At 47.4% G+C, this 13,004-nt stretch carries 11 protein-coding genes; 4 read left to right on the forward strand and 7 right to left on the reverse strand.

Annotated features, from left to right (window positions below; genetic code table 11):
• Positions 1 to 49 precede the first annotated feature (49 nt).
• The 4 genes from QUB35_RS05395 to pilM all read right to left on the reverse strand — a co-directional run bounded on the left by QUB35_RS05395 (position 50) and on the right by pilM (position 6,296).
• The gene (locus QUB35_RS05395) at positions 50 to 2,461 is read right to left on the reverse strand and encodes an AMIN domain-containing protein (protein WP_333140066.1); all 2,412 of its coding nucleotides are present in this window, start codon (positions 2,459 to 2,461) and stop codon (positions 50 to 52) included.
• A 618-nt stretch (positions 2,462 to 3,079) separates the two neighbouring features.
• On the reverse strand, positions 3,080 to 3,880 hold the full coding sequence (locus QUB35_RS05400) for a pilus assembly protein PilO (RefSeq protein ID WP_333140068.1): 801 nt from the start codon (positions 3,878 to 3,880) through the stop codon (positions 3,080 to 3,082).
• A complete protein-coding gene (locus tag QUB35_RS05405) occupies positions 3,877 to 4,788 on the reverse strand; it encodes a PilN domain-containing protein (protein WP_333140070.1) in 912 nt (303 codons plus the stop codon). Before QUB35_RS05405 ends, QUB35_RS05400 begins: the two co-directional genes overlap by 4 nt.
• 413 nt (positions 4,789 to 5,201) lie before the next feature.
• The gene (gene pilM, locus QUB35_RS05410) at positions 5,202 to 6,296 is read right to left on the reverse strand and encodes a type IV pilus assembly protein PilM (RefSeq protein WP_333140072.1); all 1,095 of its coding nucleotides are present in this window, start codon (positions 6,294 to 6,296) and stop codon (positions 5,202 to 5,204) included.
• Between the two features lie 380 nt (positions 6,297 to 6,676).
• Between pilM and QUB35_RS05415 the strand changes: the two genes are divergently transcribed.
• From QUB35_RS05415 to QUB35_RS05425, 3 genes are all read left to right on the forward strand, one after another.
• The gene (locus QUB35_RS05415) at positions 6,677 to 7,960 is read left to right on the forward strand and encodes a sugar ABC transporter substrate-binding protein (RefSeq protein WP_333140074.1); all 1,284 of its coding nucleotides are present in this window, start codon (positions 6,677 to 6,679) and stop codon (positions 7,958 to 7,960) included.
• A 326-nt stretch (positions 7,961 to 8,286) separates the two neighbouring features.
• Positions 8,287 to 8,730: a retroviral-like aspartic protease family protein gene (locus QUB35_RS05420; protein WP_333140076.1), complete on the forward strand. Its 444-nt coding sequence runs from the start codon at positions 8,287 to 8,289 to the stop codon at positions 8,728 to 8,730.
• Positions 8,731 to 8,930: 200 nt separating this feature from the next.
• Positions 8,931 to 9,506 (forward strand): Uma2 family endonuclease, encoded by a 576-nt coding sequence (locus QUB35_RS05425; RefSeq protein WP_333140078.1) that lies wholly within the window; start codon positions 8,931 to 8,933, stop codon positions 9,504 to 9,506.
• 5 nt (positions 9,507 to 9,511) lie between these two features.
• Here the strand turns inward: QUB35_RS05425 and QUB35_RS05430 are convergent, their stop codons facing one another.
• Complete coding sequence (locus tag QUB35_RS05430; RefSeq protein WP_333140080.1) at positions 9,512 to 10,777, reverse strand: folylpolyglutamate synthase/dihydrofolate synthase family protein; 1,266 nt, start codon at positions 10,775 to 10,777, stop codon at positions 9,512 to 9,514.
• A 153-nt stretch (positions 10,778 to 10,930) separates the two neighbouring features.
• Between QUB35_RS05430 and QUB35_RS05435 the strand changes: the two genes are divergently transcribed.
• The gene (locus tag QUB35_RS05435) at positions 10,931 to 11,917 is read left to right on the forward strand and encodes a DNA cytosine methyltransferase (RefSeq protein ID WP_333140082.1); all 987 of its coding nucleotides are present in this window, start codon (positions 10,931 to 10,933) and stop codon (positions 11,915 to 11,917) included.
• Between the two features lie 94 nt (positions 11,918 to 12,011).
• Here the strand turns inward: QUB35_RS05435 and QUB35_RS05440 are convergent, their stop codons facing one another.
• Together QUB35_RS05440 and QUB35_RS05445 are read right to left on the reverse strand one after the other, a co-directional pair.
• Positions 12,012 to 12,551 carry a hypothetical protein gene (locus QUB35_RS05440; RefSeq protein WP_333140084.1) on the reverse strand — a complete coding sequence of 180 codons (540 nt, stop codon included), beginning with the start codon at positions 12,549 to 12,551 and terminating at the stop codon, positions 12,012 to 12,014.
• A complete protein-coding gene (locus tag QUB35_RS05445) occupies positions 12,548 to 12,994 on the reverse strand; it encodes a DUF4365 domain-containing protein (RefSeq protein WP_333140091.1) in 447 nt (148 codons plus the stop codon). Before QUB35_RS05445 ends, QUB35_RS05440 begins: the two co-directional genes overlap by 4 nt.
• Positions 12,995 to 13,004 lie beyond the last annotated feature (10 nt).

The raw sequence follows: 13,004 nt of genomic DNA on the forward strand, positions 1-13,004 counted from the left end.
CAGGGGAAAGAGCATGGAAAGTTGACAGCAAGGCATTTTTCCTTTGTTCCTACTGTCTCGGCTGGACGGGCTGACTGCGCTGCAACAGTTGGCGCGCGTCGGGACTGATGTTGTTTTGGTAGCCAAAGTTCGATCGATCGCTATCATCCAAAATCTGCGGCGTCAGCAATACAATCACTTCCGCCCGCTCGTTGATCTTATTAGTGCTCCTGAACAGCGAACCGATAATCGGCAAATCTCCTAAAATCGGAATCTTCGTCGCTGTAACCCGGTCTTGGTCGCGGATAATCCCCGATAAAATCAAAGTCTGACCGTCCCGCAGGCGAATTAGCCCCGACTGCAAAGAGCGCTCAGCCAGCAGGGTGATACTGTTATTTTCTCCTGCGCCAGTGCTCAGGGGTCGAGACGGGCCGATCGCACTGACGATTGGGTTGACTCGCAGAGAGACAAAACCGTTATCGTCGATGCGATCGATCGCCACTCCCAAGCGCAAACCTGCCTGGCCTTTTTCTGCCGTCACCGTTCTGGTAGTTTGACCTGCTGTTGTCTGCGATTCCGATCGAATGTTAGTAATCACTTCTTCGGTGATATTCACATTCGCCGTTTCCCCTTCTTGGACAACCAGAGTCGGGTCAGTCAGGATTTTGGCATTCTGGCTGGTAATACTGGCCTGCAGGTTAGACAGAAAACGTCTTGGATATTGGAACAGCGGGAACTGACCAAAAAGCGCACTTCCCGAAGTGGTTGCCGAGCCTGGATCGTAATCCGTAATTCCAACTCGCGTGGGGTCATTAGTCACTGGGGCTGTCGGCTGGAGGAACACACCTTTGGTGGGGGGTAGACCTGGACCTAGAGATTGACCTGTCAAGGGCACGATACGCCGGCCGTTCGCATCGTAGAAAGGAGTATCCCTGAATTCTTGGGGAATGTCTCGGTTCTCAATAATCGGCCGATTAGCTATCCCAGTAGTTACAGCGTCGGTATCGGGCGGATTAATACCACCAAAATTGACGATCGCCGCCCCGCCGTCATTGACAAAGAAACTGTCATTAATCCCGAAAGAGAAGCTAGTATTTGTTCTGTTGTCTCCCGACAAGTTGATATCGATCACCTTGACGTTGACAGCTACTTGACGGCGGCGCAAATCTAGCTGTGTCAAGAAAGCCACAGCCATGTCAACTTTGCGCGGGTCGCCCACCAAAGTGATGGAATTGAGCCGAGAATCCGCCAGCACCGAAAGTCCCCTCAGCAAGAGCGGCCCGGTGCCTTCCCTAGCGCCGATCGCCTTAATGTCGGGTTCCCTAATTTCCACATCCCGCGCCGCATTTCCCTGGCCGACGCTTTGAATAGTCACCCGAGTAATCGGCAGTTGAGTTTCCGCGCCTTGAGCGCTCAAAAAGTTAGCTGCATCCGTAGACCGAACTTGATTGAGCCGCAGAGTCCGAATGATAATATTGCGCGAGTCGATCGGCAAGCTAGTCCCTACAAAAATCGTCCGCCCCTGGCGGTTAGCTTGCAGCCCGCTGAGCCGCAGCACGTAATTAAAGACATCTTGCACCGACTCATTTTCGATGTCCAAAGAAATCTTCGGCCCTTCATCTGACCCGGAGGCTCCTGGCTGACCAGGCACTGCGGGCTGGCCCGGTTGAGCAGGGGCCCCGCCACCTGTAAAAGCAATGTTCAAGCCTGCAGCGCGCGCCAGCAGAGCCAAAACGTCCCGGACTGGGGCATCCCGCAGCACCAAGCGGGGGATGCGTTCTCCCGAACTCAGCTCAATATTTCCGACGCCAGGGGCGATGTTAGACACTGCGATATCTCCCAAGGGCGGCGCCACGGCCCGCGGCAGGAAAGGCGCTGCCTGATTTGTCTGGGATTGTATTTCGCTGGGGAGGGGGGGGCGATCGTTTCTGGTAACAGTAACTTCTGGATTTGGCAGCAGCACGCCTGGGTTTTGCGAGGTGCGGACTTGGGGAGTCGGCGGGGGAGCTGTTTGGCTCAGCGGCAGTCCCGGAGGCGGCGGGGGTGGAGTTTGGGCAGACTGTGCTGTGCCACCCTGTCCGGCAACGCTGAGGACGATGCTTTGGCCTTGTCCCGGAACAATTTGTCCGTTGGGAACTCCGTTGGTGCCGGCTACCACAACGCGGATGCTGTTAGCCTCTACCTGGGTGATTTCTACGGAAGAAATTCCCGGAGCGGGGTTATCTTGACGGAAGCTGTTGCCTTGTGGTAAGCGGAGCTGGGTGTTGATAATTGTGGCTTGGTAAGTATTGCCGTTATTGATGGCGAAAACTTGCGGGCGATCGCCCTTTTCTGTCGCCATAACAATATTTACGCCATTATTACCTTGACTTATTTGCACTCCTGTGACTTGAGTCGGCACTGCCAAGACGGGGGCTTGGGCGATCAGAACTCCTGCAACGCTGCATAAGAGTCCTCCACTTAACCGTAGATGCTGTTTCACGTTCTCTCCTCAACTACACTTTGTTATTTATTTGTTGTTCGCAGTCTTTTGTCGCTAGCTGCTAAACTGACTAAAATATTCAAGGGCTCGATCCTTTTTGAAGGAAGAATTTATGCCCTTTTCGATTTTCTATTTTCGATAGGGAATAACTGATGACATCAGGGTTAGAAACTATCCTACAGCAATCCTCGCATCATTTGTGTACTTCTTACTCCCTCCCCTTTGTAAGGGGATGGTTGGGGTGGGGTAAAAAATTTACGACTCCTGCAAGGATTGCTACACAGTTCCATTACTTTGAGAAACTGGTATTAGAAGAAATTAGGTTTTAGAGCAAATTGTTGAGTGCCATATAAAAAATATTTTTGTGGCCTTCATGATTTTTTGACTTATACCTTCAATCTTCAAAATTCCACCTTCTGCCTTCTCCTTTCTTGTGAAAGAGCAAGTTGGGAACAATAGCTAATATAGCGGTTCTCAAAAAAGTGAGGTATGCCCTATGCCCTATGCCCTATGCCCTATGCCCTATGCCCTATGCCCTATGCCCTATGCCCTATGCCCTATGCCCATGAGTACCTCATATGAGAGCTCGAAAGGCTATATCTATCCGCCAAACTACCGCTACTTAGCACCAGGACTCGGAGCCGGAGTTGGCGGTTTTTCTTCTTGCTTTAACGGCAGCAGCGCGTGCAATTCAAAAGCCGTTTTAATTTTAGTTGGCGGCTGCTCCACAGGAACTATTTTCCCTTTCAAAAAGTCAACTTGAATTGCCCCAGTTGATGGTAGCAATTCCGATCTCAAATTCTTCACTACCAACAGCGACTGCATCAACTCCAAGTTACGCATAAAATTGCGGGTTTGAGCGAAAGTGCCTTCAAACTCTACCTTAAATTTTTTGCGTCTGAGCTTGCCAGCCAGGGACGGCCCGAAGGAGGTATCTGCCAGAATATCAGGGTCTACAGTTCCCGGCGCGGCGGTTGCTGCTGCTGGGGGCATATCCGGCTCAAATTTGGTAATTTTAGCCTTGAGGTCATCTCCTTGCACGCCGGCGTTGATTCTATTAACGAGTTGGGTCATGTCAAGCAAAAGCGTGTTGGCGCTGGCGTCGCTGGCAAACATTGCCGTCACGTTGGCCCGGCGCTGTTTTGCTTCTTCTTGCTTTGCTTCTGCTTCTGCCTTTTTTTGAATTTGAGTTTGCAATTGCACTTGCGTTTGCTCGCTTTCGCTAAGTTTTTGCTTGAATGCGTCTCTTTTTTGGAATTCGGGAAGTACGAACTGGTAGCCGAGGCCGCCGGCAATAACGAGTCCGAGAACTGCGATGCCGATTGCTTGGACTTGGGGTGTCAGCTTAATGCCGAATATTTCCTGAGCCCCTGTCTCTTCTGCTTGTGCGCCGCTGGGAATAAACTGATTTGCTGTCATTGTTTTTTCACCTCTGGTTTTTGTGGTTCTAGCACTCCTTTTTCTTGAAGTGTTTCTATGCGTATTGCGAGCCCGTCTGCTTGCTTGCTTCGCAGCTCGGGGAGCAACTCGGAGGCCCCCGTCGGGCTGAGCGTCGTTTCAATTTTATATTCCACCACTTTCCGCAGTTTGGGAAGTTCTGTTACTCCTGCTGCACTTTGGTTCCGCAATTGTACTTGTGCCGGGTTGTCTTTTAAGGTCGCTGCTAGCAGTCTGGTGTCAGTATTGAGGAAGAAAGGAGAGCGCTGGACTAGCAACATAAAGTCGTTAACTTGAGCAAAGGTACTGGCTATCCCTGAAATTTGTACTTTTGCTGACTGCTGGGGGACGACGGGCGGGGGGGGAGCTGCAGCCGGGGTAGGGCTGGCTGGGGACGGACTCGCCCCTGGGGACGGGCTGGCTGCGGGGGTGGCTGCGGGGGGTGGGGGTGCTGCTGCAACGGGGGAGGGACTCGGGTCGATTTGCTCGATTTTGGCAATTTGCACTCCGGCGGGAGTGCGGACACTCAGGTCTTGCAGCATCGCCGACCAAGGTTTAATTTGGTCGAATACTCCGGCTAATGCTTTGTATTCGGCGGTAACTTGGTCGGTTTCGGCGTTGATGGCTTTGATGGTGTTGGCTTGAGTGTTTAGCTTGGCAAGTTCTTGGTCGATGGCTTCTTGTTTTTTGGTCAAGCTGGTATTTTCGTTAGTCGCCAACCACCAGGCGCCCATGACTGCGGCGTTGATGCCAAAGGCAAACAGCACTGCCCCATATATGGGCAGTTGGTCTTTTGCTCCACCGGAACTTTTTTTAGCTGAGCTTTTGGCTGCTGCAACGGGTTTGTAGTCTGGACGGTCGTTGAGAAAATTAATATCTAGGCTGTACATGGCTTCACTCGATTTTATAGCAGAAGGAAGAAGGCAGAAGGCACAAGGTAGAAGGTAGAAGGCACGAGGTAGAAGGTAGAAGGTAGAAGGAAAAAGTGATCTACCGCTTATGTTTCAGCAATTAAGAACGTCCTAACAGTCTTGGTTGTTGCTATAGATTTAAATTGGAAATTTTAGATTTTAGACAGAACCCAAGATTGCTGGTACAAGTGAAGGATTTATTTAGGGAATACAGAAACAACTTTCTGCCTTCTACTGAAGGAAGGGGCTGCTTCTACCTCAGATATATTCTACCTTTTACCTTCTACCTTCTACCTCCAATATTCTACCTTCTGCTTTCTGCCTTCTTCTTTTGGAAGGGGTTTTTACCTAAAATTCTCACCTCGGTTTTTCTCTCATCTAAAACTGTTAGGTCACATAACCTCCCTTAGTCCTAAACCTAGGGCGACTCCTAAACCTGCTCGCTGTTCTGGGGTAATTTCTTGGCTGATTTCGAGTCCTAGGGTTTCGATGGGATCGACTTGAGATGCGGGCAAGCTTAATCTTTGCATAAAAAATTCGTCTAGTTTGCCGATCGCAGCTCCCGGGCCTGCTAGCAGCAGTTGCGCTACTTCGAGTTCTTCGCTCTGATTGAGGTAAAAGTCTACTGAGCGGCGCAGTTCGTCTGCTAGTTCTCCTAATACTTTAATCATCGCATTTGTTCCCGGATTAGCGTCTCCTGATGCGCCCATTGTATCTGTGACTGGCAGGGTCATGCCTTGCAGTTCGCTGGTGTCTCTGGTTGGTGGCAGGTTCATGGCTTGGTTGAGGGCGGTCTGGATTTGGTAGGTGCCGATCGGGATGGTACGGTTGAACTGAGGTATGCCGTCCACTACTATAGCTAACTCGGTGCTGTCAAATTCTATGGCAGTGAGAACTGCTGCTTCTTGGGAGGAAAATTGTTGCAGTTGGTCTTTGAGGGTGCGGATTAGGGCAAAACTGGTTACTTCTAGTACGTCTATAACCAGTCCGGCTTCTTTGAAGGTTTCGATGTATGTGTCGGTAACTTCTCTCCGGGTTGCTACTAACACGACTTGCACTTTTTCTACTCCGTCGTCATCTACAAATAGGCCTATTTTTTGATAGTCTACGTCGGCGTCTTCTCTGGGAAACGGCAAGTAGAGTCCTGCTTCTGCGTTCATGTAATCCCGCAGTTCTTCTTCGTTGAGCTCTGCAGGAACTGGGATGAGGCGGATGACGGCTTCACGGCCAGGAATGGCTGTGGCTACTCGCTTGGCTTTGATTTTGTTTTCGGCGAGGACGGTACGTATTAGTTCTGCCATTCCCGGCGGATCGACTATTTGTCCTTCTTGTATATAGTCTTCTGGAACTTCTATTGAGGCTAGGATGCCTAATTTTAATGCCTGACCTTTCTTTTCGAGCTGAATGATGTTGATGCGGTCTGGGGCTATTTCGAGCCCGATTCCTGGCTGGCGTTGGGAAAGTAGACCTTTGAAAAAGTTAACCATGTGATTGGGTCGCCGATAATTGCTATTTTTTTCTTTTGTAGTTGGCCAGCCTGATTCAGCGCGCAGGCCTGTTGGAGGGTTGGTTTCCAACTGCCGCCAGAGTGCTGTAATCTCGGTATCCCGCCGTAGCTACGCAGCTCCGTCTGTGTTGCGCGATCGCTAGTTCCGATTTTATGCTATCCAATTTACTTGACAATAGCTATTCTGCGGAGAATGTCAATAAATTCCAGCTCGATCGACCGAAAACCCGCCGATTCTGCACAAAAACAGACTATCTCGCTCCTGAACCCAGGTACAAAACTCTGTTACTGACTCATCGCGCTTGATTCGGGGGAGCGCTTTTTTGTCTGACGGTTCCCATAACTCTCAAATTTTATTCTATGAAACGTAAATCTTGGCAACTTTTTGCTGTTTTTGGGCTGGTGGGGCTGCTGCTGTCTGCGGTGGTGAGTTGCAGCAAGCCGGCTGTTAATTCCCAGGCAAATAATACGCAGGAAATCGAGTTCTGGACTATGCAGCTTCAACCTCAGTTTACTGAGTATTTCAACAAGACGATCGCCGGTTTTGAAGCCCAAAATCCGGGGGTGAAGGTGCGTTGGGTGGACGTTCCTTGGTCGGCGATGGAAAGCAAGATTTTGGGGGCTGTTTCGGCGAAAACTGCGCCGGATGTGGTGAACCTAAATCCCGATTTTGCTTCGCTGTTGGCGGGACGCAATGCTTGGCTGGATTTGGATTCTCGGATTCCGCAGCAAGTTCGTGAGCTCTATCTCCCAAATATCTGGAAAGCTAGTGTACTCGACGGCAAGACTTTTGGCATTCCTTGGTATCTCACGACTGGGGTGACAATTTACAATACGGAGTTGTTAAAGAAGGCTGGAATTGCTAAGCCTCCTGCTACTTATGCCGAGTTGGCACAGGTTGCGAAGCAGGTGAAGGAGAAGACTGGTAAGTTTGCTTTTTTTGTGACTTTTGTGCCGGAAGATTCGGCGGAGGTTTTGCAATCTTTCGTGCAGATGGGTGTGCCTTTGGTTGACGCTAAAGGCAAGGCGGCTTTTAATACTGCTAAGGGCAAAGCTGTTTTTCAGTATTGGGTGGATTTGTACAAGGGCGGACTTTTGCCACAGGATGTTTTGGTGCAGGGACATCGTAGGGCGATCGAGCTTTATCAAGCTGGGGAAACTACTTTTTTAGCTTCCGGGCCTCAGTTTTTGAAGGCGATTTCTGAGAATGCGCCGAGTATTGGTGCTGTTTCGGCTGCTGCGCCTCAAATTACGGGGGAAACAGGCAAGAAGACTGTGGCGGTGATGAATTTGGTTGTGCCCCGCGACAGCAAGCGTCCTGATGATGCTGTCAAGTTTGCTTTGTACGTGACTAATTCTCAAAATCAGTTGGCTTTTGCTAAGGCTGCTAATGTTTTACCTTCTACGGTTGAGGCTTTGCAGGACGATTATTTTAAGACAGTTTCTGCTGATGCTCCTGCTGCCGATCGAGCTCGCGTTGTTAGTGCTTCTGGGTTGAGTTCCGCCGAGCTATTGATTCCGCCTTTGAAGGATGTTAAGAAGCTGCAAAAGGCGATTTATGACAATTTGCAGGCGGCAATGTTGGATGAAAAGTCGGTAGACCAAGCTGTTGCTGATGCGGCTAAGGCTTGGGATCAAAGGTAGTTTTTAATTGAAGCTGGGGCGGGATTTTTTTTGATCTCGCCCCTTGCTTTTTTGGGCTACTTGACGTATTATTAAATAATGGGAATCTGTGCCGCCATATATAAGCATATATAAGCTTTTAAGTTATTATCATAATTAAGTTCCCAGTCAGGATATTAGTCCTTAAAGATGAGGACTAATGTCCTGACTGCGAACTTAAAAATTGCTATAAGTCCTGTACCTATTAAAACAACTAAGGACAATGTTTGTTGCTCCGGGCGATCGCTCCTGCATATAAGTTACAATTAAAGTACGTAATAACTCCGACGCTTAAGTAGGAGACAAATATGCAAATTAAAAGCAACAATGCAATGGGAAAAGTTTTCGCCACTCTGACGATCGTTAATCGAGCCGACCAAATTCGGGCCGAAGATGGGACAATTTCACTAGACCAAATTCGCTCGATCACCCTCAAAAATGTATTGGTAGATACGGGAGCAACTACGTTGTGTCTGCCGCAAGATGCGATCGCCCAACTGGGACTTAAACTCCTGAAAGAAGTAGACGTAGCAACCGCAATGGGTATTGGCAAAGCTCGCATTTTCCGAGATGCTACCATATCGATGTTCGATCGCGAAGGAACCTTCGAGTGCTTGGAATTACCGGGAGGTAAAGATGCGCTTTTGGGCGTGATACCTTTAGAAGCATTGGGGTTAGAAATAGACTTGCAAAAACAAATTTTGAAGCCTTTGCCCATCAGCCCAACTGAAACGTATTTGACGATTTTGTAGGAAATTTATTTTTTGAGGCAATTGTCCTTGACAAAAGCGATCGCCCCCTCTCACAGACCCAATTTATTGATCCCGTGCGATCGCCTTTCTCAATGCAGCTTGATTGATGATTTGTAGGAATATAGCCTGAATTCCTCAAATATTCAGAAATTTGACTCGTGTTAAAATCAAAGCTCAGATCGGAATAGGATAAAATTCTTATGCCAGCAATGACACTCAAAGATTTAAACCAAGTTCAAACCCTGTTTTCCGAAGCGGGTTTAGATTACAAAATTGAACTAGAAGACGGGAGACTTTCAATTGTGGGGCCATCAGACATCGTATCCAGTGAAATCAGCAGTATTTTGATTCGCTTGCTGGGTAACTGGGTTTATCCCCGTCGCTTGGGGAGAGTCTTTGACTCCGCAGGCGGTTTCATCATGCCGGATACGAATGTGAAAGCACCGGATGTTTCTTTTGTGCGGGCCGCCCGCTTGCGCCAAAGTCCGCGTTATTTTGGAGAACTTGTCCCCGATTTGGTGGTTGAGATTAAATCTCAGGGCGATCGCATTAAGCTTATAGAAACCAAGGTTGGGAAGTTTATAGAATTGGGTGCGATCGTCGGAATTCTGATCGATCCTGATGAAGAAACAGTGACTATTTATCGCTCTACAGGTGAACCGACTGTTTTAGGAAATGGCGATATCTTAACAGTAGCAGAACTTTTTCCCGGTTGGGAATTGCCTGTTTCGGAATTGTGGCCTCCTATCTTTACTGAGGAAGAAACACAACTCTGATGCGTTTAAGCTTGGGATTGTTGTTGTTGCAGAAAATAGCCGACGAGATAAAGGGAACCGCAAAGGATTGTTAGGTTGTCACCTGTAACAGCAGCATCTAAGGCCGTTGTTAAGTCGGGGAAGGCTTGACAGAGTGTTAATTCCGGGCAGATAATTTGAGCTAGGGTGGCTAATTCTGCGGGGGATGATGAGTTTTGATCGGGTACGGGTACTAGGTAAAGTCGATCGCCCTTTTTGAGTAATGCTTTCAAAATATCATCGCAGTCTTTAGTCGCCAGAATTCCGATTACCCAGTTAATCGGTGACGGGTGATTGTTCAGGCGATCGACATATTCACGCAGGGCGATAGCGGCGGCGGGGTTGTGCGCGCCGTCAATTAATATATTGCGGTTTTTCCAAGTTGTCTGCTGGAGTCTTCCGGGCCATTGGGTTTTGGCGATACCGTTTTCGATGGCGGTTGGGGAAATTTGCCATCCTTGCTGTTGGAGAGTTTGCAAAGTTGCGATCGCAATTGCTGAATTCATTAGTTGAATTTTTCCCAGCAGCGGCAATTGATATTTTATTTTAACCGCATTTTGATTTAACTGATATTCTGCGAATCCTTGTCCTAAATCTCTTGCTGGTTTTACCCAAGTTGCCGGACAGTCTAATTCTTGAATGCGTTTTTCTACTACTATTCTAGCTGATTCTGGCAATTCTCCGATCACGGCCGGACATTTTGCTTTGAGAATTCCCGCTTTTTCCCCAGCAATATCGGCGACGGTGGGGCCGAGTATTTGCCAGTGATCGAGACTGATAGAAGTGATGACGCTAGCGAGAGGTGTTTCGCAAACGTTTGTGGCGTCTAATCTACCGCCCAATCCAGTTTCTATCACTGCGATGTCTGTTTTTTGTTCAGCGAAATACAGCCAAGCTGCTGCGGTGATTATTTCAAATTGAGTGGGAGTTTCGGTGTTATTTTCGGTGGCGGCGACAACTCGTTCTAGACACTGTTGCAATTCTGTTGGGGAAATCGGTTTTTGGTTGATGCAAATTCTTTCTGTCCAATCGATTAAGTGCGGGGATGTGTAGCGTCCAACTCGATAGCCTGCTTCTGTTAGTACGGAAGAGAGATAAGCGCAAACGGAACCTTTGCCGTTGGTGCCGGCAATGTGGATAATGGGTACTTGTTGGTGTGGATTGTCTAGTTTTTGGAGAATTTGGTGAATTCTTTCTAGGCCGAGGTGGACGCCGAAGTGTTGGTAGGATTGGAGGATGGATTCTGCATTCATTGAGGATGATAAGTTCTGTTTGTGTGTGAATTAGATTTTTTTTTATTAACCGCAGAGGGCGCAGAGGGCGCAGAGTGAGAGAAGAAAGAGATAGATATCTAAGAAAAGAGAGGTTTATAATTGATTTATTGTATTTATTGTGGGTGAAAAAAGGTGGCTTTGGATATTATTTCTCTGTTTTCTGGTTGTGGGGGGTTGGATTTGGGTTTTCGCTTGGCTGGCTTTAATGTGGTTTGGGCGAATGAATATGATAAGTCTATTTGGGATACATATAATTTCAATCATCCTGAAACTATTTTAGATCGCAGAGATATCAGAAAAATCAAATCTGATGAAATTCCCAACTGTATTGGGATAATCGGTGGCCCTCCTTGTCAAAGTTGGAGTGCGGCGGGCGCTAAACGGGGGATTGATGACAGTCGGGGTCAACTTTTCTGGGAGTATATCAGAATTGTGCGGGACAAGCAGCCTTTGTTTTTTTTAGCTGAGAATGTTAGCGGTATCTTGGCTCCCAGAAACAAGGATGCTTTCACTTATATATTATCGCAGTTTGAGGACATCGGATATCGGGTTTCGTACAAGTTGTTAAATGCTAGAAATTTTGGGGTTCCGCAAGATAGGCAAAGGGTGATTGTTGTTGGCTATCGGGAAACTCTGGGTTTTAGTTTTCAGTTTCCCGAACCTGGAACCGATGTTTTGACGCTGAAAGATGCGATTTTTGATTTGCAGGCCGCGCCACTGTCAGTTAAGGCTAAATTAGATAATTATCACGATTCTGTCCCAAATCACGAATGTGCGGATTTGGGGTTTTCGAGCATTTATATGTCGCGCAATCGAGTTAGAAGTTGGTCAGAACCTTCTTTTACAATTCAGGCAAGCGGCAGACACGCGCCTCTGCATCCTCAAGCTAGTAAAATGATTTTGGTTGGCAAAGACAAACGCATTTTTGACCCCAATTCGCCTCTGCCTTACCGTCGGCTTTCTGTGCGAGAGTGCGCGAGAGTTCAGACTTTCCCGGATGAGTTTATTTTTAAGTACAAGTATATTGCTGATGGATACAAAATGGTCGGCAATGCTGTTCCTGTGAATTTGGCGAGGATGTTGGCGAATAAAATATTTGCGGATATTTCGCACTTGTAGCATGGAAAGTTTTGTAGGGGCGGGTTCGCCGAAATATTTGATAATTACCGACAAATTATATAAACCCGCCCCGTCTATACTAGCGGACATGATATTACAAATCATCTAAAGTAAAATTGCGGGGATTTTTGAGGGTAAAGGTTTGATTTTCTTTGATTAAATCTCCCGTACAGAGGAAAGGCAAGCGTTCTTGATAAGCTTTGATTGCGAGGATGTAATCTTTGTCTGCAAGTGAGGTTTGAATTTTCCGCAGTTTGTCGGCAATGACACCTAACAATGTAATTTCGCCGCTTAATTTGTCGGCATTGGGAGTTTGAATTTGCATCACGACTCCCTGAATGGTTGTATTGGGAATTCCGGTAATTAAGTCGGCTAAAATTTCTATTTGAGAGCGATTCTCGATGAGCTCCAATGTCTCTAGCATCAAGTTCATTGACACGGGAAAGTCGGGAAGCTTGCAATTTAAAGGTAGAACTATTTGAGGAGTTTCTGGGTTGAGATTGCCGCTTGTCCAAATAATAGCCCGATCGCCTATTTTTTGCGCTTGTTTCCAACCTTGGGATTCTAAGTAGTAGCTGATTCGATCCGGTTCGAGATTTTTGAGCAATTCAATATCTTTAATTGTGACATTCATATTTGTCTCCCGGTTGCAATCCGCTGCATGATAGTTGTCAGACTCTGGGCCGAAAATATATTTGTTCTGGGTATTGAAATAGTGATGGTTTCTTGATTGTCAGTAGGTGCTGCACCTTCTAATGATATCCAATAAGCGCCGCGTTTTAAACAGAGTTCCGCTTCTGTCTGTTGCAGCCAGTCGCTGGGGCGATCGGGAACTGTCACCACAATTATAATTCTAGGAGGGTAGGCATTGTTGGCGCTCAATTCTTGGTAGTTTTTAATGTTCAGGGGATAGCGAAGGCTATTTTCATTCAAAATATCTCTTGATGTACATTTGACTTGAAGATAAAGAATGGGAAAGTTTGGTAAACCTGATGCTGCTATTCCCGTGATACAGCATATTCCATGTATATATGATACACTGTATTTAGTACATAAGCGAAAAAAATGAAACCTTATTCGATCGAGT

The organism is Microcoleus sp. B13-B6 (assembly GCF_036705405.1).
Lineage (GTDB): Bacteria > Cyanobacteriota > Cyanobacteriia > Cyanobacteriales > Microcoleaceae > Microcoleus.

Bases quoted from the DNA above. Each gene is read 5' to 3' on its own strand.
- QUB35_RS05400 (WP_333140068.1), bottom strand. From the start codon at position 3,880: ATGACAGCAAATCAGTTTATTCCCAGCGGCGCACAAGCAGAAGAGACA.
- QUB35_RS05425 (WP_333140078.1), top strand. From the start codon at position 8,931: ATGCCAGCAATGACACTCAAAGATTTAAACCAAGTTCAAACCCTGTTT.
- QUB35_RS05415 (WP_333140074.1), top strand. From the start codon at position 6,677: ATGAAACGTAAATCTTGGCAACTTTTTGCTGTTTTTGGGCTGGTGGGG.
- QUB35_RS05405 (WP_333140070.1), bottom strand. From the start codon at position 4,788: ATGTACAGCCTAGATATTAATTTTCTCAACGACCGTCCAGACTACAAA.
- QUB35_RS05420 (WP_333140076.1), top strand. From the start codon at position 8,287: ATGCAAATTAAAAGCAACAATGCAATGGGAAAAGTTTTCGCCACTCTG.
- QUB35_RS05430 (WP_333140080.1), bottom strand. From the start codon at position 10,777: ATGAATGCAGAATCCATCCTCCAATCCTACCAACACTTCGGCGTCCAC.
- QUB35_RS05440 (WP_333140084.1), bottom strand. From the start codon at position 12,551: ATGAATGTCACAATTAAAGATATTGAATTGCTCAAAAATCTCGAACCG.
- pilM (WP_333140072.1), bottom strand. From the start codon at position 6,296: ATGGTTAACTTTTTCAAAGGTCTACTTTCCCAACGCCAGCCAGGAATC.